Below are 18447 nucleotides of genomic sequence, written 5' to 3'. Positions count from 1 at the left end.
CGGCGCTGTCCTGGGACAGCGCCGAATGCTTTTCTGGCATAGGCTGTGTGCAAGGGTTCAGCCCTTTGGAGTACACGGCCCCTGTCGCCGGGCGTGTCGCTCAACCGTTTTCAGGAATTGGATTTGAACAAGGCGTTAAGCGTGATGGTGCATCCGACTCAAGTCTGGGCACCTGCAAGTCAAGAAATGTGTGAGTTGAGCGGTGATGCCGCCCAGCTGAAAATCGACCACGAACTGAACGTGGGTACACTGTGAGCGTTCCCCTGAGCCGTCTCGAGCGCAAGCTCGGTTATACCTTCAAAGACCAGGAGCTGATGCTGCTGGCCCTCACTCACCGTAGTTTCGCGGGCCGCAACAATGAGCGGCTGGAATTTCTCGGTGATGCCATCCTCAACTTCGTCGCCGGCGAAGCGTTGTTCGAACGCTTTCCCCAGGCCCGCGAAGGCCAGTTGTCGCGCTTGCGTGCACGCCTGGTCAAAGGGGAAACCCTGGCCTTGCTGGCTCGCGGCTTTGACTTGGGCGAGTACCTGCGCCTGGGTTCGGGTGAATTGAAAAGCGGTGGTTTTCGCCGCGAGTCGATCCTGGCCGATGCCCTGGAAGCCCTGATCGGCGCCATCTACCTGGATGCCGACATGGCAACCGCGCGTGACCGGGTCTTGGCTTGGTTGACCAGCGAATTCGAAAGCTTGACCCTGGTCGACACCAATAAAGATCCCAAGACTCGCCTGCAGGAGTTTTTGCAGTCGCGTGGCTGTGACCTGCCGCGCTACGAAGTAGTGGATATCCAGGGCGAACCGCACTGCCGTACGTTTTTCGTCGAGTGTGAAGTGACCCTGCTGTCCGAGAAGAGCCGTGGCCAGGGCGTAAGCCGGCGCATCGCCGAACAGGTGGCAGCCGCCGCCGCATTGATCGCCCTGGGCGTGGAGAATGGCAATGACTGATACAAACCTGACCCGTTGTGGCTATGTTGCCATTGTTGGCCGCCCTAACGTCGGCAAGTCCACGCTGCTCAACCACATCCTGGGGCAGAAGCTGGCGATCACCTCGCGCAAGCCACAGACCACCCGCCACAACATGCTCGGGATCAAGACCGAGGGTCATATCCAGGCCGTCTATGTCGACACCCCCGGCATGCACAAGGGCAACGAAAAGGCGCTCAACCGCTACATGAACAAGACCGCTTCGGCGGCCTTGAAAGACGTGGATGTAGTGATTTTCGTGGTTGATCGCACCAAATGGACCGACGAAGACCAGCTGGTGCTGGAACGTGTCCAGTACGTGCAAGGGCCGGTGATCCTGGCGATAAACAAGACCGACCGTATCGAAGAGAAAGCCGACCTGATGCCGCACCTGCAGTGGCTCCAGGAGCAACTGCCCAATGCCGAGATCGTGCCGATTTCCGCACAGCAGGGGCATAACCTCGATGCGCTGGAATCCCTGATTGCCAAGCACCTGCCGGAAAACGAACATTTCTTCCCGGAAGACCAGATCACCGACCGCAGCAGCCGCTTCCTGGCCGCGGAGTTGGTGCGCGAGAAGATCATGCGTCAGTTGGGTGCGGAGCTTCCGTACCAGATCACCGTCGAGATCGAAGAGTTCAAGCAGCAGGGCAAGACCCTGCATATCCATGCCCTGATCCTGGTCGAGCGTGATGGCCAGAAGAAGATCATCATTGGCGACAAGGGCGAGCGCATCAAGCGCATCGGCACCGAAGCGCGCAAGGACATGGAGCTGCTGTTCGACGCAAAAGTCATGCTCAACCTCTGGGTCAAGGTCAAGGGTGGCTGGTCCGATGACGAGCGCGCCCTGCGTTCGCTGGGCTACGGCGACATCTGACAGGCAAACGAGGGCGGCTATGGCCGCCCTCGTTGCATATCTCTCATGACCGCCAGTGTCCCTGACGCCCAACCGGCCTTCGTTCTGCACAGCCGGGCCTATCGCGAATCCAGCGCGCTGGTCGATTTCCTTACGCCTCAAGGGCGCCTTCGCGCAGTGCTTCGCAGTGCTCGCGGTAAAGCGGGCACCCTGGCGCGCCCGTTCGTGCCGCTCGAGGTCGAATTTCGTGGCCGGGGCGAACTCAAGAATGTGGGCCGCCTGGAAAGCACCGGCATCAATGCCTGGATGGTCGGTGATGCCCTGTTCAGCGGTTTGTATCTCAATGAGCTGTTGATTCGCGTCCTGCCTGCCGAAGACCCGCAACCTTCCCTGTTCGAGCATTACGCAGCCACTGTGCAGGCCTTGGCGGCCGGCCGACCGCTGGAGCCTTTGCTACGGGCGTTCGAGTGGCGGTTGTTGAGCGACCTGGGTTATGGCTTTGCCCTGGATGTGGACGTCAATGGTGAGCCGGTGGATGCCGAGGGCCTCTATCGTCTTCGAGTCGATGCCGGTCTTGAGCGGGTCTGGCTGATTCAGCCTGGGCTGTTCAAGGGCGTCGAATTGCTCGCCATGGCCGAAGCAGACTGGACCGCCGCGGGCGCGCTGGCGGCCGCCAAGCGCTTGATGCGCCAGGCATTGGCCCCTCATTTGGGCGGCAAGCCACTGGTCAGTCGGGAACTGTTTCGAAAGCCGTAAGCTCGTCGTATGCTGTAACGCTCAATTTTCTGGAGACCTCCCGTGACTCAAAGCAACCGCATGCTGCTTGGCGTGAACATCGATCACGTTGCCACCCTGCGTCAGGCCCGTGGTACCCGTTACCCAGATCCTGTAAAGGCGGCGCTCGATGCTGAAGAAGCCGGTGCCGATGGCATTACCGTGCACTTGCGCGAAGATCGCCGGCATATTCAGGAGCGCGATGTGCTGCTGCTCAAGGACGTGCTGCAAACGCGCATGAACTTCGAGATGGGTGTCACTGAAGAGATGATGGCCTTTGCCGAGAAAATCCGCCCAGCACACATTTGCCTGGTACCGGAAACCCGCCAGGAACTGACCACCGAAGGCGGCCTGGACGTGGCAGGGCAGGAAGCGCGAATCAAGGCGGCGGTGGAGCGCCTGTCTCGCCTGGGTGCTGAAGTGTCGCTGTTTATCGACGCTGACGAACGCCAGATCGAAGCGTCCCGCCGGGTCGGCGCGCCAGCCATTGAGTTGCACACTGGCCGCTATGCCGATGCCCAGACGCCCACCGAGGTGGCCGAAGAGCTCAAGCGCGTCGCCGATGGCGTAGCCTTTGGCCTGGGCCAGGGCCTGATCGTCAACGCCGGTCATGGCCTGCATTATCACAACGTCGAAGCAGTGGCGGCCATCAAGGGCATCAACGAACTGAACATCGGCCATGCGCTGGTGGCCCATGCGCTGTTTGTGGGCTTCAAGTCGGCTGTGGCCGAGATGAAGGCGCTGATCCTGGCGGCCAGCCGATAGGGTTTAGGCGCTGCTGTAAACCTGTTCGCGGCGAACCGCCGCGAACATCAATCCAGCGAAAGAAAGTAGCTTCGAGCGATATCTGCAAACAGGTTCATTGGGGCATGCCGAGATTTATCATGGTAAGCAAGCGAGATATCCACATTCCCTAATATTGGAAAATCATCCGACTCCCCCAGTACCTGAAGTTCACAGTCAGCTGTGCTGAGCAAGAGAGCAGACACATAACACCCTGATGAAACAGCAGCGATAATGCCGGAATGGCTTGTACTGTGATAGTTAACTCGATAGTTCTTCCTGACACGATTTAGAGCGCTTAAGGCTAACTCTCTATCACCGCAACCTTTCGTGAAAAACGCAAGCGGCACAGGGTCTTGGCTTGAGACGTTGCTGTCGTAAGCACACACCCATGTCAAGGGCTCGGAGTACAAGAGCTCTGATGGGATACTCGCTGGACACCCCTGCGTTAGCACAAGATCAAGTTCGCCGGCCTCATACTGTTGCCAGATATGATTGCTATATCCGCAATGCACTTCGATTTCAATCTCGGGAAAGCGAGTCGAGCAGATTTTCAAAATATCAGCAAAAAATTTTGAAGCGTAGGTGTCCGATGTCCCCACCCTCACCACGCCCTTGGGCGACTCTTCTGTTAGCGACGCTACTGCTTGATCGTTAATTTCAAGAATTTTCAGCGCATACGACAACATGCGATCACCGTGCGCAGTTAGTTCAAGCCCGCGCCGATCCCTAATAAATAGCTCAGCCCCTAGATGGCCTTCAAGTTTTTGTATTTGTTGACTGACGGCGGATTGGACGCGACACAGTTTTAGGGATGCTCTGGAGAAGCTTCGACACTCGGCAACTGTCACGAATGCACGTAGCTGATTCATATCCAAATTCATATCTGATAATCCATTATCACGTTTCGAGATACCCCTGATCATAATTATTTGAAATCATCCGGCCAGTCATTAGGGTAGTGTAGATTAAACATGAAAGGAATCACTCTATGACGGCACTGGAAAAATACGTACCCCTGCTATTTCTTCTGATGTGGAGTAGCGGAGCCATCGTTGTGACGATGGGGCTAGAGGACGCTTCGGTTTCTGTGTTTTTGACCGTCCGATCCGTAGGGGGTGCGTTAGCACTTTTTATCTTATGTGTGCTGGTTGGAATTAAAGGCGGCGTAGGGAATAAGCTCTCTTTGCCGAAGTCTCTATTGTTGCGTGCATTCGTCATAGGTCTGTTCTTGCAGGTTGGCTATCAATCAGCATTTTTTTTGGCTCTTTACTACAAACTCACTCCTGGTGTTCTTTCAATTCTGCTAGGGATGCAACCCATACTAACGCCGTTATTTGCGCGTGAGAAAATAGGAATCAAAGGTTGTCTTTTTCTTTCGCTAGGTTTGGTAGGCCTGACGGTGGCGATTGTCGGAGCGCGTGAGATTGGAGCAGTCACCTTGGCAGGATTAGCTTTTGGTGCGATTTCGGTTTTAGCTATTAGTATAGGGTCAGTCATGCAGAAAAAATCGACTGTTGATCCTGTCGTGTCCGCGTTTTATCAGAGCCTGAGCGCATCTTTGATTTTTTTGCTAGTTCTACCCGTCACTGATATCCACCTAAAGATCACCCCTGTATTTATCCTGTCTGCCACCTGGATGATCGTCGTGGTGTCGACTTTAGCTGTCCTGCTTTTGTTCTATATGCTTAGCAGGAACTCAGCTAGTGTGCTGTCTTCGAAATAATTTATCCCTATGGTACGGCCTCAAGTGCCTCGCGAGCTCGTTGGATTTTGCTCAAAATCTCCTCGCCTTTCGCGTTCCAAACGTACCGGGTCGGCTGAGCATTTCTTAGTGCCATGAACGTTGTTATCGAGGATTCCAACTCGCGCACCGAGGCAAAGCTACCGTCTCGTAGATACACCGTGATGTCTCGGAAAAATCGTTCGACCATGTTCATCCAAGAGCTGGACGTCGGTGTGAAGTGCATATGGAAACGCGGGTGCTTCGCCAGCCAGGTTTTCACGGCGGCGTGCTTGTGCGTCGCATAGTTATCGACGATCAGGTGAAGCTGGAGATTCTTGGGGGTCTGCTTGTTGATCTTCTTGAGGAAGGACAACCACTCTTGATGACGGTGTTGACGTTCGATGCTGCTGATCAATTTTCCCTGCAGATAATCCAGCGCAGCGAATAATGTAACCGTGCCGTGGCGGGTGTAATCATGTGATTTCGTCTGGATGTGGCCGATGCCCAGAGGCAATCCAGGCTGCGTGCGTTCCAAGGCCTGCACCTGGCTTTTTTCGTCGCAACACAGCACCAATGCCTTGTCCGGCGGGGCCAGGTAAAGGCCGATAACATCCCAGAATTTCTGTTCGAACTGCGGATCGTTTGAGAGCTTGAAGGTGCGAGTCAGATGAGGCTTCAAGTCATTGGCAGCCCATAACTTATGGACCGTACTCGAAGAAATCCCGACCGCTCTCGCCATACTCCTGCAGCTCCATCGCGACTCGCCAATGCGAGGTTTCGTGACCTGCTCCAAGACGCGGCGGACAGTATCGGCAGGCAGCGACGACTTGCGTCCACGACCTGGTTTATCAATCAATCCGTCGAGCCGGAGCAACTGAAAGCGTTGGCACCAGTTGGTGACTGTCGGGAGAGAAAACCCAGTCAGTCGTGCAATCTCTTCCCGTGTTTCGCCCTGTGCTGCAAGCAGCACAATGCGTGCTCTACGACCTTCACGCTGGGGAATGGTGGCGGAGCGAACGCGCCGGTTCAGTTCGGCCTTTTCTTCGGAGCTAAGCGTAATGTCCAGTGCGCTCACCTGAAGCTCTCCAAGGGGGAAATGACACCTGAAGTGTAGGTGAAAAATTAGAAAAGCTATTTCGCAGACAGCACACTAGCAAGGTGGGCGTGCTTTTTTATTTAGTGCCAATCATTACCATGGCGCTGGACTATGTCGCTTTCGGACACAAGGTTTCCTGGGTCACTATCGCTGGGGCATTACTTGTCATCGCAGCAGTAAAAGGATTTCACCAAGGCAATAAACTATCCAGCACCGAATCTCAGCATAACCAGAAGGCAAAAACACTCTAGGGATGCTCCGATCAACTCGCTGCAAGACAGAAGCAGGTCGAAAATTACCCGGCACGTACCGCTATTTGCCGAAAAACGACCGATGCATCGTGTATTGAGGGCTTTTTTGCCCGGTCTTCCGTGTTAAGCGCGCAACTCGCCCATACCCATGAGCCGTTTGCGAGCCATCCACAGGTTTGATAGGGCGAACAGCGTGGTCAACTGAGCCGTGTTTTTCATCAGCCCACGAAAGCGAACTTTCACGTAACCAAACTGGCGCTTGATCACCCGAAACGGATGTTCAACTTTGGCCCGCGTCTGAGCTTTGCAGTACTCGATCTTGCGCTTGGCTTTGTAGAGCAGGCTGCGTTTATTCAATTTGGAATAGGTGCTGCGGCGCGCGGCGATTTGCCAGATTACCTCGCGATTTTCATGCTCTTCACGCTTCTCGACCCCGGTGTATCCGGCGTCTGCATACACCGCGTTTTCTTCGCCATGCAGTAGCTCCGCGACCTGTGTGACATCGGCCACATTGGCGGCGGTGCCATGGACGTGATGAACCAGCCCCGACTCTGCATCGGCGCCAATATGGGCCTTCATCCCAAAGAAATACTGGTTACCTTTCTTGGTCTGATGCATCTCGGGATCGCGCTTGCCTTCTTCGTTCTTGGTCGAACTGGGGGCATGAATAATGGTGGCATCGACGATGGTGCCCTGGCGCAGCGACAAGCCTTTTTCCTGCAAATAACCATTGATGACCGCGAGGATCGCAGGTGCGAGCTGATGCTTCTCCAGCAAGTGCCGAAAGTTCATGATCGTGGTGTCTTCGGGGATCGGCGCGCTCAGCGTCAGGCGTGCGAATTGGCGCATGGGAGTGATTTCGTAGAGCGCTTCTTCCATGGCCGGATCGCTCAGGGAGAACCAGTTCTGCAACAGATGGATGCGCAGCATGGTTTCCAGTGGATAGGGTTTTCGGCCGCCACCGGCCTTGGGGTAGAACGGCTCGATCAGCTCAAGCAGGCCAGTCCAGGGCACGACCTGATCCATCTCGGCGAGGAAGCGTTCGCGGCGGGTCTGCTTGCGCTTGCCGGCGTATTCAAAGTCGGAAAAGCTCATCTGGCTCATGGGCGGCTCGGCTCAGGGGGGGCATGCGTATTTCAGCACAGTTTGAGACTTGTTCGGAGAATCCCTAGCGCAAGCGGACAGCGGAAATAGGATTCACCGAAAACATCAATCGAAACACCGTCACTTCATTCTCCCCACTGCTCACTTCAACGCTCCCGCCATGCAGTGCCATGATCGAGCGCACAATCGCCAACCCCAACCCCGTGCCCCCCTCCAGGCGTGAGCGGCTGGTGTCGGCCCGATAAAAACGGTCAAACAGCTGCTGCACGTGCTCGGCGCCGATACCCTTGCCGCGGTTGCTCACCGCCAGGTCGATCATGCCTTGGCGTGGCGCGATGCTGATTTGCACCGGCTCGCCCTCTGGGCTATGCCGGATGGCGTTGGAGACCAGATTGGACAGCGCACGCTGGACCATCAAACGGTCCCCTTCAATCACCGCCTCACCCGTGAGGCTCATAGTGATATCGCGGTCTTCGGCGCTCAGGCTGAACAAGTCCATCACCCGCTGCGCTTCGTGGGCCAGCTCGAGGGTCTCGAACTTCATTTGGGTGACGGGGTCGCTGACCTGGGCCAAAAAAAGCATGTCGGTGATGATCCGGTTCAAGCGTTCCAGCTCCTCGACACTGGACTCCAGCACCGAGCGGTACTCGGCGGCCGGCCTTTCTCTGGCCAGGGTCACTTGGGCCTTGCCCATCAGGTTGCTGATCGGCGAGCGCAGCTCATGGGCCAGGTCATCGGAAAATTGGGTCAGTTGCTGCACGCCACTGTCGAGGCGGTCGAGCATAAAGTTGATCGCTTGGGCCAGTTCGCCCAGCTCCTGAGGCAGCTTATCGACTGAAAGCCGGTGGCTGAGGTCTTGAGCCGAGACCTTGGCGGCGATTCGACGGAATTGACGCAGCGGTTGCAAGCCACGTTTCACGAGCCACCAGGCGGTGATGCCGATCAACAGCAAAAGAATGGGAACGGCGACCAGGATCGATTTGAGGTAAGCGCTTAGCAGGTTTCGATCATCGGCGCGGTCGACCGAGAGCAGCACCCGAACCTGTTGGCCGTCGGGTAGGGCCATCAATTGCGAGGCCGTTAGCAGGCGTGTGCCGTTATCGGCAGACCAATTCTGAAAGTTAAGCCTGGTGCTGGCGGGGATTTGTCCAATCTGGTTGTCCAGCTTGATGCCCAGAGAGAGCAGGCGCGCGTATTGCGGCTGCAGGTCGTAGAGGGTGAGGTTAAGGTTGTCATGCGCACTGATCAGGTCTTGTAGTACATGCGCTCGCGCCGACAACTCGACATTGCCCACATCCACACTGAGGTAATGACGGATTTGCTCCATCTTGTTTTCAAGGTTGGTGTGTTCCCGCTCACTGAGTTCATGGCTCAAGGCCAGGACGGCGAGGGTGGCCAGCAGTAGCACCAGGCAAGCGCCCATCAGGCTGACGCTCAGACCCAGGCGCAGCGAGAGTCGTGTGGATTTCATTCACGTGCCTCCAGTACATAGCCGACGCCGCGCAGGGTATGAATCAGCTTGTCATCGAAGGGGTCGTCGATCTTGGCCCGCAAGCGCCGGATGGACACCTCCACAACATTGGTGTCGCAATCGAAGTTCATGTCCCAGACCAGCGAAATGATCTGCGTGCGCGACAGCACTTCACCGCTGTGGCGCATCAGCAGATGCAGCAGGGCGAACTCCTTGGCAGTCAGGTCGATACGCCGACTGCCCCGGTAGGCGCGGTGTTTGCCCTGGTCAAGCTCCAGGTCTGCGACCCGCAGGGTGTGGCTGGCCAGGTTTTGCTCACTGCGCCGCAACAGGGTGCGTATTCTTGCCAGTAGCTCGGGAAACTCAAAGGGTTTGACCAGATAGTCGTCGGCGCCCAAATCCAGGCCGCGCACCTTATCGCTGAGCCGTCCGCGAGCGGTTAGCATCATGATTCGTGAAGCACTGTTCATGCGCAGTCGTTGGAGTACACCCCAGCCGTCCAGTTGCGGCAGGTTGACGTCCAGGATCAGCAGGTCGTAGCGGTGTTGGAGGGCAAGGTGCAAGCCGTCGGCGCCATTGTCGGCGCAGTCGACGACATAGCCATTTTCGCTCAGGCCCTGATGCAGATATTCAGCCGTTTTGGTTTCATCCTCGATAATCAGGATTCGCATCTAAGTTCACTCTTGGCAGTTATTAAAAGTGGCGCGGGCAAGGTCGGTTATAACGTCGGCATGGTGTAGTTGGGTGCGTAGCCTGAGGGTTGAACTGGCTTCAGGGTCAAGAAACTAATTATTACTTTTTGAGATGTTTTGTTTCTTGTTGTAAATTTACAAGTCGCTGATTTTTAATAGCTTAAGCGATTATATTCATCGCACTTGAAGTCTTACGGATTTGTAATGTTCACGTCACCTTGTGGATAAAACCCGCCACTTAAAGTCGCCTCCTGGAATAAAAAGGAGTGCGCCCATGCAGTGGAATCTGATATCCCGACAGATCGTATTAAGCATCGGCTTGCTGGCCGGGTTGCCGCTTCAGGCGTCGCCCATGGCAGCCTTGAATCTGGAGCAGGCCTTGCAGGCCGCCCTGGCCAATAACCCGCAACTTGCCTTTGCACACAGCGAGCTGGGTGTAGCGCAGGGGGAGCGTGAGCAGGCCGGTTTGCGACCCAACCCCCAGCTGGCCTGGGAGGTCGAAGACACCCGGCGCGAATCGCGCACAAGCACCGTGACGCTCAGCCAGACCCTGGAGCTGGGCGGAAAACGCGGTGCTCGTGTGGAGGTTGCCAGCCGTGGCCAGGCATTGGCACAGGTACAACTTGAACGCCAACGCAACACCCTGCGCGCCGAGGTGGTCGGGGCTTATCTGGGGGCATTGCGCGCCCAGCAGCGTGAAGAGCTGGCGGGGCTGTCGCAGGCCCTTGCTGAGCGAGGACTGACGATTGCCCAGAGCCGGATCAAGGCCGGCAGGGCTTCGCCCATTGAGGCTTCCCGTGCTCAAGTGTTGCTGGCCGAAACGCAGCTGGAACGTCGTCGTTCGGTGGACGATCGGGCCAGCGCCTATCAGCGTCTGGCCGAGTTGACCGGGGCGGCTTTCGCGGCGTTCGAGCATGTGCAAGAGGCTCCGATTGCCGCCATGACCGTCCCCGACACCCAGGCCTTGCTCGAGCGGCTGAATGACACCGCCGACATGCGTCTGGCGCAGCTGCAGATTGATCAGGGCGACGCCGCATTGGGGCTGGAGCAACGTCGTCGTATCCCTGACCTGACCGTCAGCGTGGGTAGCCAATACAGCGCCAGCGACCGTGAGCGGGTCAATGTGCTCGGCGTGTCGATGCCGCTGCCGCTGTTCGACCGTAATCAGGGCAATGTACTGGCCGCTTCCAGGCGCGCCGACCAGGCCCGCGACCTGCGCAACGCCGCCCAGCTGCGCCTGCGCTCACAGGTGCGTCAGGCACTGGATCAGTGGCGTACCGCTCAACAGGCGCTGGCCAGCTTCGACCAGATCATCCTGCCGTCCGCCCAGCGCGCAGTGGACGCCGCCAGTCGTGGCTTCGAAGCCGGCAAATTCAACTTCCTCGAGGTGCTGGACGCCCAGCGCACGCTGATCAGCGCGCGCGACCAATACCTGCAGACCGCCACTGAGCTGGCCGACGCACGGATGCGGGTGGAGCAGGTGTTCGGCGATGTGTCCGAGTTCGCTGCGGCCACATAAGCCGCCTTTTTTCGATATTGATCCCACGCAGGAGTGTGTATGAACAAGACAAACATCCTGATCATCGTTGTGGTGCTGGGCTTGGGCATCGCGATGGGTGCCTGGAACCCGCTGGATGATCATGGCAGTGCAGAAGAAGGTCATGGGCATGAGACGCAAGCTGACGGGCATGGCCATGATCAGGCTAGCGAGGTCGTGCAAGTGCCAGCGTTGTCTCTGAGCGCTGCCCAGATCGAAGCAGCCGGTATTGAGTGGGTCCAGGCCGGCCCGCGCGAATTGGCCAACACCTTCACGTTGCCCGGTGAAATTCGTTTCGATGAAGACCGCACTGCCCACGTGGTACCACGGGCAAGCGGGGTGGTTGAGTCGGTCAATGTCAGCCTCGGGCAAGCTGTCAAACGAGGTGATCTGTTGGCGGTTATCGCCAGCCCGCAAATATCGGAGCAGCGCAGTGAACTGGCGGCCAGTCACCGGCGACTTGAGCTGGCTCGCATTACGTTTGAGCGCGAGCGTCAGCTGTGGCAAGAGCAGATTTCGCCCGAGCAGGATTACTTGCAGGCACGCCAGGCCCTGCAGGAGGCCGAGATTGCGCAGGGCAACGCTCAGCAGAAGATGAGCGCGCTCAGTGGTGGCGTAGTGGTTACCGGCGGTAATCGCTACGAGTTGCGAGCGCCATTCACGGGTGTGGTGGTGGAAAAGCACCTGGTACCGGGTGAAGTGGTCAGCGAGGCCAGTAGCGCTTTCACGGTGTCCGACTTGTCTAGCGTGTGGGCAACCTTCGGCGTTTCACCCAAGGACCTGGGCAAGGTGCGGGTGGGCGAGAGCGTGCGCATCCGCGCGCTCGAGTTGGGCCAGCAGGTCAGCGGCACCATCAGCTACGTGGGCAGCCTGTTGGGTGAGCAGACTCGCACCGCCAGCGTGCGCGTCACGCTGGCAAACCCCGAAGACGCCTGGCGCCCAGGCCTGTTTGTCGAGGTTCAACTGGCCACCGATCGCCAGCGCGCGGCGGTAGTGGTGCCTGAGCAAGCGGTACAGACCCTGGAAAATACGCCCACGGTTTTTATTCGCAACCCCGAGGGTTTTGCCCCGCAACCCGTAGTGCTGGGAATCCGCGAAAACGGCTTTGTCGAAATACGCGAAGGCCTGAAGGCTAACCAGTGGGTGGTCTCGGCGGGCAGCTTCATTCTCAAGTCGGAATTGGGGAAGGCCGAAGCCGACCACGCCCATTGATCCGCTCATCACCTATGAGATGCCTCTATGTTTGAACGCCTGATTCAATTTGCGATAGAGCAGCGCATCATCGTGCTGCTGGCGGTCCTGCTGATGGCCGCGCTGGGGATTGGCAGTTATCAGAAATTGCCGATCGATGCGGTGCCCGACATCACCAACGTCCAGGTCCAGATCAACACGGGGGCTGCTGGCTTTTCTCCGCTGGAAACCGAGCAGCGCATTACCTTCCCGATCGAGACCGCCATGGCCGGCTTGCCCGGTTTGCAACAAACCCGATCGTTGTCTCGTTCGGGCTTGTCGCAGGTGACCGTGATTTTCGATGACGGCACTGATTTGTTCTTCGCTCGCCAGTTGGTCAACGAACGGCTGCAGGGGGCGCGTGAACAATTGCCCGAGGGCGTGGAAGCCACCATGGGGCCGATCTCCACGGGCCTTGGCGAAATTTTCCTGTGGACGGTAGAGGCCAGGGAGGGCGCATTGAAGGCCGATGGCAGCCCATGGACGTCGACTGATCTCCGTGAGGTCCAGGACTGGATCATCAAGCCGCAATTGCGCAATGTGCGCGGTGTGGCGGAGATCAACAGCATCGGCGGTTATGCCAAGGAATACCAGATCGCCCCGGACCCCAAGCGCCTGGCCGCTTACAAGTTGACCCTCAATGACCTGTTGGTGGCACTTGAGCGTAATAATGCCAACGTCGGCGCCGGCTACATCGAACGCAACGGCGAACAATTACTGATTCGCGCGCCGGGCCAATTGGCCGGCATCGCCGACATTGCCAATATCGTGATCGCCAATGTCGACGGCACACCGATCCGTGTCAGTGCCGTCGCGCAGGTGGGCATCGGCCGTGAACTGCGCACGGGGGCGGCGACCGAGAACGGGCGCGAAGTGGTCTTGGGTACGGTGTTCATGCTGATTGGCGAGAACAGTCGCACCGTTTCCCAGGCGGTGGCCGCCAAGCTTGCCGAGATCAATCGCAGCTTGCCTGACGGCGTGGTGGCGGTGACGGTTTATGACCGCACGACGCTGGTCGACAAGGCGATTGCCACGGTCAAGACCAACTTGATCGAAGGTGCGATTCTGGTGATCGCGGTGCTGTTCCTGTTCCTGGGTAATATCCGCGCCGCGCTGATCACGGCAATGGTCATTCCATTGGCCATGCTGTTTACCTTTACCGGCATGTTCGCCAATAAGGTCAGCGCCAATCTGATGAGCCTTGGCGCATTGGACTTCGGCATCATTGTCGACGGTGCGGTGGTAATTGTTGAAAACGCAATCAGGCGGTTGGCCCATGCTCAGCAGCAACGAGGCCGTTTGCTCAGCCGCAGTGAGCGGATGCACGAAGTGTTCAACGCAGCCAGGGAAGCGCGTCGGCCGCTGATTTTCGGCCAGTTGATCATCATGGTGGTGTACCTGCCGATCTTCGCGTTGACCGGGGTGGAGGGCAAAATGTTCCACCCGATGGCGTTTACCGTGGTCATCGCCTTGCTCGGCGCGATGATTCTGTCGGTGACCTTTGTTCCGGCCGCGATTGCGCTGTGGGTGACCGGCAAGGTCAAGGAAGACGAAAACCTGCTGATGCGCAGCGCCAAACAGGGCTATGCGCCGGTATTGAACTGGGTGATGAATCATCGCTCGATCGCCTTTGGCCTGGCGCTGCTGTCCATCGCCCTGTCGGGGCTGGTGGCCAGTCGCATGGGCAGTGAATTCGTTCCCAGCCTGAGCGAAGGGGATTTTGCCCTGCAGGCCTTGCGCGTTCCGGGCACCAGCCTGACGCAGTCCGTGCAGATGCAGCAGCAACTGGAAAAGACGGTGCTCGAACAGGTGCCTGAAGTCGAGCGGGTGTTCGCTCGTACCGGTACCGCCGAGATTGCGTCCGACCCGATGCCACCGAATATCTCCGACAGTTATGTGATGCTCAAGCCACAGAGCCAGTGGCCCGATCCTGATAAAACCCGAGAGCAGTTGATTGCCGACATCCAGCGCGCCAGTGCCTTGGTGCCGGGCAGCAACTTTGAACTGTCACAACCTATCCAGCTGCGTTTCAACGAGCTGATTTCAGGCGTGCGCAGTGATGTGGCGGTGAAGGTCTTCGGTGATGACATGGCCGTACTCAACCGTACCGCGGCGCAAATCGCCCAGGCCCTGCAAGGGGTGCCGGGGGCGTCCGAGGTGAAGGTCGAGCAGACCTCGGGCCTGCCCGTGCTGACCATTGAGATTGACCGCGACAAGGCGGCGCGCTATGGCCTGAACATCGGCGATGTGCAAGATACCGTTGCAGTGGCCGTGGGCGGTCGTCGCGCAGGGACTCTGTATGAGGGTGACCGTCGTTTTGACATGGTGGTGCGCCTGTCCGACACCCTGCGCACTGACATTGAGGGGCTGTCCCAATTGCTGATTCCAGTGCCGGCCACGGCGGGCAGCACGGGTATCGGGTTTATCTCGCTGTCTCAGGTCGCCCGCCTTGAGCTGGCTCAGGGGCCTAACCAAATCAGCCGCGAAAACGGCAAGCGGCTGGTGGTGGTCAGTGCCAATGTGCGCGGTCGCGATATCGGCTCGTTCGTGGAGGACGCACAAGCCCGGCTGGATCGGCAAGTGCAAGTTCCAGCCGGGTATTGGACGAGTTGGGGCGGTCAATTCGAACAACTGCAATCGGCGGCCAAGCGTTTGCAAATCGTGGTGCCGGTGGCACTGCTGCTGGTATTTGCCTTGTTGTTCATGATGTTCAACAACCTCAAGGACGGGCTACTGGTGTTCACCGGCATTCCCTTTGCCTTGACCGGCGGAGTCATCGCCTTGTGGATGCGCGATATTCCATTGTCGATTTCCGCTGGGGTCGGCTTTATTGCCTTGTCGGGTGTGGCAGTGCTTAACGGGCTGGTGATGATTGCCTTTATCCGCAACCTGCGCGAAGAGGGGCGAAGCTTGCGGGTGGCCATAGACGAAGGCGCATTGACGCGATTGCGGCCTGTCTTGATGACCGCATTGGTGGCATCGCTGGGGTTTATTCCCATGGCCCTGGCCACCGGCACCGGTGCAGAGGTTCAGCGGCCGCTGGCGACGGTGGTGATCGGCGGGATTCTGTCCTCTACAGCCCTGACACTTCTGGTATTGCCAGCGCTTTATCACTGGGCGCATCGAAAGGAGGAAGTCGTTGAGGACCGTCTTGATGCACCTGAATAGTTGGAAGCTTTCAAAATTGTAACTAAGCGCTCATGCGTGGGTTAGTTGCCTCTCTTTATTATTAAGCCCTACACAAAGAACTGAAGAGGTGTGTTCATGAAAACGATTAAGTTGTGGGTGTTGGGCGCAGTGCTGTTGTGTTCTACAGGCGTCATGGCAGAAGGGGGCGCTGAACGCTCACAGGAGTTCTGGAGACAATTCAAATTAAGTCAGGAGAAAATCCATGGCGATAAACAACAGCCCGTAGTTAAAACGGACAGTAGCCGCTGCCGCGAGGCTGCGATCGACTGTAGCCGCTGCCGTCAGGCTGCGATCGCCGGAATGCCGGACCACCGCAAAGCGGGCGCGGGATCCTGAGATCCGTAATGGCGCCCCTGGCGGGGCGCATCGCAGCCTTCGGCAGCGGCTACATAGGGCCAGGGTTATTTGCGTGCGACGATCACTGCGCGCATCGGCGCGGGCAGGCCTTCGACGGTCTTGCTGTGATCTTGCGGGTCGAGGAAGTCGCCCAGCGACTGATAGCGCATCCAGTCGGTGCTGCGTTGTTCTTCAATACTGGTGACGCTGACGTCTACGCAGTGCACGTCCTTGAAGCCGGCGCGACGCAGCCACAGTTCCAGCGCGGGGACCGAGGGCAGGAACCACACGTTGCGCATCTGCGCATAGCGATCCTCTGGGACCAGCACTTGATGCTGGTCGCCTTCGACCACCAGCGTTTCCAGTACCAGTTCGCCACCTTTGACCAGGCAATCCTTGAGCGCCAGCAGGTGCTCGATGGGCGAGCGGCGGTGGTAGAACACGCCCATGGAAAATACGGTATCAAAGCCCTCCAGGTTGGCTGGCAGGTCTTCCAGGGCGAACGGCAGGTGCCAGGCCGGCAGGTCCGGCAGGTAACGCTGAACGGCCTGGAACTGACAGAAGAACAGCCAGTTGGGGTCGACACCGATGACGCTGTCGGCGCCGGCGCCGAGCATCCGCCACTGGTAGTAGCCGTTGCCGCAGCCCACATCGAGTACGCGCTTGCCGCGCAGGTCCAGGTGCGGTGAAACCCGTGACCATTTCCAGTCCGAGCGCCATTCGGTGTCCACGTGCACACCAAACAGATCGAACGGGCCCTTGCGCCATGGCGACAGGCCCATCAGGGCCTGGTGCATGCGTTCGCGGGTTTCGCTGTCGCAGTCGGTGTCCAGAGTCAGGCCAGTCTGCAGGTCGAGGGTGGTCGGTGTCAGTTCAGGCAGGGCATTGAGCGCGCTTTGCCAACGCTCCAGATCGCCATGGCCTTTTTCCATCTTGGCGTCGAGTTGAGCCTGCAGGCCTTCGGCCCAGGTGGCCAGGGGAGTACCCGCCATACGGCGGACTAACGGAGACAAATCAATCATGGCAGGGCAATCAACGAGGCAAAGTTAAGGCATTGGAACCAGGGTACGACCTTCGAGAAACCGGCCGCCAGCAGGCGTTCGCGGTGTTCTTCGAGGCTGTCGGGCTTCATCACGTTTTCGATGGCGCTGCGTTTCTGGGCAATTTCCAGGTCGCTGTAGCCATTGGCGCGCTTGAAGGCGATGTGCAGGTCGGTGAGCAGGGCATGTTCATCGCTGTCGTTGAAACGCAGCTTCTCTGACAGGATCATCGCGCCGCCTGGCACCAGCGCCTGGCGGATGCGCGTGAGCAGGGCCAGGCGCTGTTCCGGGGCGATGAATTGCAGGGTGAAGTTCAGGGCCACGACCGAGGCGGGCTTGAAGTCCAGGGCAAGGATATCGCCCTCAACCACGTCCACGGGCAGCAGTTCCTGAAACATCGAGTCCTGCGCATTGAGGTATTCGCGGCAGCGCTCGACCATGGCCTGGGAGTTGTCCACGGCAATCACCCGGCAGTCTTCGCTGCGCACGTGCCGGCGCAAGGCCTGGGTGACGGCGCCCAGCGAGCTGCCCAGATCGTAAAGCACAGTGTGCGGCTGGGCGAACTGGGCGGCGAGCACGCCGAGGTTCTCGACAATGGTCGGGTAGCCGGGCACTGAGCGCTTGATCATGTCCGGGAACACCCGGACCACGTCTTCGTTGAAGGCGAAGTCGGGGACCTGGTCCAGCGGCTGGGCGAATAGGCGATCGGGCTCTTTGCTCACGGCAATTCCAACGGCAGAGGGTAAAAGGCGGGTATTTTAGCCAAGTTGGCCGGTGGATGCATCGCTGGCGGATGAACGCCGTGCTGGCTGCCAGGCCGAGGCGGCGATTCCCCACTGGCCGAGCCAGTAGGCGAGGATGATCAGGTAGGGCGCTGCCGCGAACGGGCTGACGAAACGGTCGATGCCGATCACGCTGTCCGAAAACACGAAGGCCACGGCCCCTGCGGCGGCCAGGCCCGCGCAGGCCAGCGCGCGCCAGAGCATCGCGCTGATTGCCAGGGCATAGACACAGACCGGAATCAGCAACTCGCCCAGATCGTGGGCAATCAACACGCCCAGCAAGAGCATGCCAGTCACGACAGCCACCGTTAGCGCGATGGGGGCCAATCGCCGGCTGTTATCCAAATAGGCCCGCAAATAGGCCAGGTGCGCCAGCAAGAACGCGCCCAGGCCGAATACGAATAGATCGGTAGGCCAGGCCAGCAGCACATCGCCCAGCAATGAAAACAGCAGGCCCACGATAATCCAGCGCCGATACACGCCGGCTGGCGCTTGGTGCAGCCAGCCCAGCAGCGCCAGCACCGGCAGGGGCTTGCTGAGCAGGCACAGCCAGGGCGAGCTGGTGCTCAGGCCATACACAAACAGTACGGCACCCAGCAACCCCAGGCTCAGCCAGCGCAT

General features: G+C 58.5%; 19 protein-coding genes. 11 read left to right on the top strand and 8 right to left on the bottom strand.

The genetic code is table 11. From position 1 onward, the window contains the following. The first annotated feature begins 123 nt into the window (after nucleotides 1–123). Genes AC3IX4_RS23420 through pdxJ form a run of 5 tightly spaced genes read left to right on the top strand, consistent with a single transcriptional unit; the run spans nucleotide 124 to nucleotide 3354 of the window. Complete coding sequence (locus tag AC3IX4_RS23420; RefSeq protein ID WP_489257731.1) at nucleotides 124–255, top strand: hypothetical protein; 132 nt, start codon at nucleotides 124–126, stop codon at nucleotides 253–255. Beyond that, the gene (rnc, locus tag AC3IX4_RS23415; RefSeq protein ID WP_489257730.1) at nucleotides 252–941 is read left to right on the top strand and encodes a ribonuclease III; all 690 of its coding nucleotides are present in this window, start codon (nucleotides 252–254) and stop codon (nucleotides 939–941) included. The genes AC3IX4_RS23420 and rnc overlap by 4 nt, the downstream gene beginning before the upstream one ends. Continuing rightward, complete coding sequence (gene era, locus AC3IX4_RS23410; protein WP_489257729.1) at nucleotides 934–1836, top strand: GTPase Era; 903 nt, start codon at nucleotides 934–936, stop codon at nucleotides 1834–1836. Before rnc ends, era begins: the two co-directional genes overlap by 8 nt. Before the next feature lie 45 nt (nucleotides 1837–1881). Beyond that, nucleotides 1882–2571, top strand: a complete 690-nt coding sequence (recO, locus tag AC3IX4_RS23405) for a DNA repair protein RecO (RefSeq protein WP_489257728.1) — start codon at nucleotides 1882–1884, stop codon at nucleotides 2569–2571. Between the two features lie 60 nt (nucleotides 2572–2631). Then, nucleotides 2632–3354 carry a pyridoxine 5'-phosphate synthase gene (gene pdxJ, locus AC3IX4_RS23400; RefSeq protein ID WP_489261346.1) on the top strand — a complete coding sequence of 241 codons (723 nt, stop codon included), beginning with the start codon at nucleotides 2632–2634 and terminating at the stop codon, nucleotides 3352–3354. A 47-nt stretch (nucleotides 3355–3401) separates the two neighbouring features. Here pdxJ and AC3IX4_RS23395 read toward each other — a convergent pair whose 3' ends face one another. Next, nucleotides 3402–4256: a LysR substrate-binding domain-containing protein gene (locus tag AC3IX4_RS23395; protein WP_489257727.1), complete on the bottom strand. Its 855-nt coding sequence runs from the start codon at nucleotides 4254–4256 to the stop codon at nucleotides 3402–3404. 107 nt (nucleotides 4257–4363) lie between these two features. On the opposite strand from AC3IX4_RS23395, the gene AC3IX4_RS23390 reads away from it, so the two are divergent. Beyond that, entirely contained in the window at nucleotides 4364–5098 is a 735-nt protein-coding gene (locus AC3IX4_RS23390; RefSeq protein WP_489257726.1) for a DMT family transporter, read from the top strand. A gap of 7 nt (nucleotides 5099–5105) precedes the next feature. On the opposite strand, the gene AC3IX4_RS23385 is transcribed toward AC3IX4_RS23390, so the two are convergent. Further along, nucleotides 5106–6173: an IS630 family transposase gene (locus tag AC3IX4_RS23385; protein WP_489256307.1), complete on the bottom strand. Its 1068-nt coding sequence runs from the start codon at nucleotides 6171–6173 to the stop codon at nucleotides 5106–5108. A gap of 83 nt (nucleotides 6174–6256) precedes the next feature. Here AC3IX4_RS23385 and AC3IX4_RS23380 point away from each other — a divergent pair, with 83 nt between their 5' ends. Next, the gene (locus tag AC3IX4_RS23380; RefSeq protein WP_489257725.1) at nucleotides 6257–6445 is read left to right on the top strand and encodes a hypothetical protein; all 189 of its coding nucleotides are present in this window, start codon (nucleotides 6257–6259) and stop codon (nucleotides 6443–6445) included. 123 nt (nucleotides 6446–6568) lie between these two features. Here AC3IX4_RS23380 and AC3IX4_RS23375 read toward each other — a convergent pair whose 3' ends face one another. The 3 genes from AC3IX4_RS23375 to AC3IX4_RS23365 form a co-directional block, all read right to left on the bottom strand. Beyond that, nucleotides 6569–7549, bottom strand: a complete 981-nt coding sequence (locus AC3IX4_RS23375; RefSeq protein WP_489257724.1) for an IS5 family transposase — start codon at nucleotides 7547–7549, stop codon at nucleotides 6569–6571. Between the two features lie 64 nt (nucleotides 7550–7613). Further along, complete coding sequence (locus AC3IX4_RS23370) at nucleotides 7614–9020, bottom strand: heavy metal sensor histidine kinase (protein ID WP_489257723.1); 1407 nt, start codon at nucleotides 9018–9020, stop codon at nucleotides 7614–7616. Beyond that, the gene (locus AC3IX4_RS23365) at nucleotides 9017–9691 is read right to left on the bottom strand and encodes a heavy metal response regulator transcription factor (RefSeq protein ID WP_489257722.1); all 675 of its coding nucleotides are present in this window, start codon (nucleotides 9689–9691) and stop codon (nucleotides 9017–9019) included. The genes AC3IX4_RS23370 and AC3IX4_RS23365 overlap by 4 nt, the downstream gene beginning before the upstream one ends. Before the next feature lie 295 nt (nucleotides 9692–9986). Here AC3IX4_RS23365 and AC3IX4_RS23360 point away from each other — a divergent pair, with 295 nt between their 5' ends. The 4 genes from AC3IX4_RS23360 to AC3IX4_RS23345 all read left to right on the top strand — a co-directional run bounded on the left by AC3IX4_RS23360 (nucleotide 9987) and on the right by AC3IX4_RS23345 (nucleotide 16004). Further along, nucleotides 9987–11231 (top strand): TolC family protein, encoded by a 1245-nt coding sequence (locus tag AC3IX4_RS23360; RefSeq protein ID WP_489257721.1) that lies wholly within the window; start codon nucleotides 9987–9989, stop codon nucleotides 11229–11231. Nucleotides 11232–11270: 39 nt separating this feature from the next. Continuing rightward, a complete protein-coding gene (locus tag AC3IX4_RS23355) occupies nucleotides 11271–12461 on the top strand; it encodes an efflux RND transporter periplasmic adaptor subunit (RefSeq protein ID WP_489257720.1) in 1191 nt (396 codons plus the stop codon). A gap of 27 nt (nucleotides 12462–12488) precedes the next feature. Beyond that, nucleotides 12489–15647 carry a CusA/CzcA family heavy metal efflux RND transporter gene (locus tag AC3IX4_RS23350; protein ID WP_489257719.1) on the top strand — a complete coding sequence of 1053 codons (3159 nt, stop codon included), beginning with the start codon at nucleotides 12489–12491 and terminating at the stop codon, nucleotides 15645–15647. Nucleotides 15648–15743: 96 nt separating this feature from the next. Then, complete coding sequence (locus AC3IX4_RS23345; protein ID WP_489257718.1) at nucleotides 15744–16004, top strand: DUF2790 domain-containing protein; 261 nt, start codon at nucleotides 15744–15746, stop codon at nucleotides 16002–16004. Between the two features lie 65 nt (nucleotides 16005–16069). Here AC3IX4_RS23345 and cmoB read toward each other — a convergent pair whose 3' ends face one another. From cmoB to AC3IX4_RS23330, 3 genes are read right to left on the bottom strand one after another with little or no spacing between them, the layout of a single operon-like run. Beyond that, nucleotides 16070–17026: a tRNA 5-methoxyuridine(34)/uridine 5-oxyacetic acid(34) synthase CmoB gene (gene cmoB / locus AC3IX4_RS23340; protein WP_489257717.1), complete on the bottom strand. Its 957-nt coding sequence runs from the start codon at nucleotides 17024–17026 to the stop codon at nucleotides 16070–16072. Then, entirely contained in the window at nucleotides 17023–17766 is a 744-nt protein-coding gene (gene cmoA / locus AC3IX4_RS23335; RefSeq protein ID WP_489257716.1) for a carboxy-S-adenosyl-L-methionine synthase CmoA, read from the bottom strand. The genes cmoB and cmoA overlap by 4 nt, the downstream gene beginning before the upstream one ends. A gap of 36 nt (nucleotides 17767–17802) precedes the next feature. Beyond that, complete coding sequence (locus tag AC3IX4_RS23330; protein WP_489257715.1) at nucleotides 17803–18447, bottom strand: lysoplasmalogenase; 645 nt, start codon at nucleotides 18445–18447, stop codon at nucleotides 17803–17805.

Source organism: Pseudomonas sp. KH_021, from assembly GCF_057838865.1.
Note: the sequence above shows the minus strand (reverse complement) of the source record. Positions and strands in the feature narration are given on the sequence as shown.

Coding starts and splice junctions, on each gene's coding strand:
- era (WP_489257729.1), top strand. CDS start 934: ATGACTGATACAAACCTGACCCGTTGTGGCTATGTTGCCATTGTTGGC.
- recO (WP_489257728.1), top strand. CDS start 1,882: ATGACCGCCAGTGTCCCTGACGCCCAACCGGCCTTCGTTCTGCACAGC.
- pdxJ (WP_489261346.1), top strand. CDS start 2,632: ATGCTGCTTGGCGTGAACATCGATCACGTTGCCACCCTGCGTCAGGCC.
- AC3IX4_RS23395 (WP_489257727.1), bottom strand. CDS start 4,256: ATGAATTTGGATATGAATCAGCTACGTGCATTCGTGACAGTTGCCGAG.
- AC3IX4_RS23390 (WP_489257726.1), top strand. CDS start 4,364: ATGACGGCACTGGAAAAATACGTACCCCTGCTATTTCTTCTGATGTGG.
- AC3IX4_RS23375 (WP_489257724.1), bottom strand. CDS start 7,549: ATGAGCCAGATGAGCTTTTCCGACTTTGAATACGCCGGCAAGCGCAAG.
- AC3IX4_RS23370 (WP_489257723.1), bottom strand. CDS start 9,020: ATGAAATCCACACGACTCTCGCTGCGCCTGGGTCTGAGCGTCAGCCTG.
- AC3IX4_RS23365 (WP_489257722.1), bottom strand. CDS start 9,691: ATGCGAATCCTGATTATCGAGGATGAAACCAAAACGGCTGAATATCTG.
- AC3IX4_RS23360 (WP_489257721.1), top strand. CDS start 9,987: ATGCAGTGGAATCTGATATCCCGACAGATCGTATTAAGCATCGGCTTG.
- AC3IX4_RS23355 (WP_489257720.1), top strand. CDS start 11,271: ATGAACAAGACAAACATCCTGATCATCGTTGTGGTGCTGGGCTTGGGC.
- AC3IX4_RS23350 (WP_489257719.1), top strand. CDS start 12,489: ATGTTTGAACGCCTGATTCAATTTGCGATAGAGCAGCGCATCATCGTG.
- AC3IX4_RS23345 (WP_489257718.1), top strand. CDS start 15,744: ATGAAAACGATTAAGTTGTGGGTGTTGGGCGCAGTGCTGTTGTGTTCT.
- cmoB (WP_489257717.1), bottom strand. CDS start 17,026: ATGATTGATTTGTCTCCGTTAGTCCGCCGTATGGCGGGTACTCCCCTG.
- AC3IX4_RS23330 (WP_489257715.1), bottom strand. CDS start 18,447: ATGCGCTGGCTGAGCCTGGGGTTGCTGGGTGCCGTACTGTTTGTGTAT.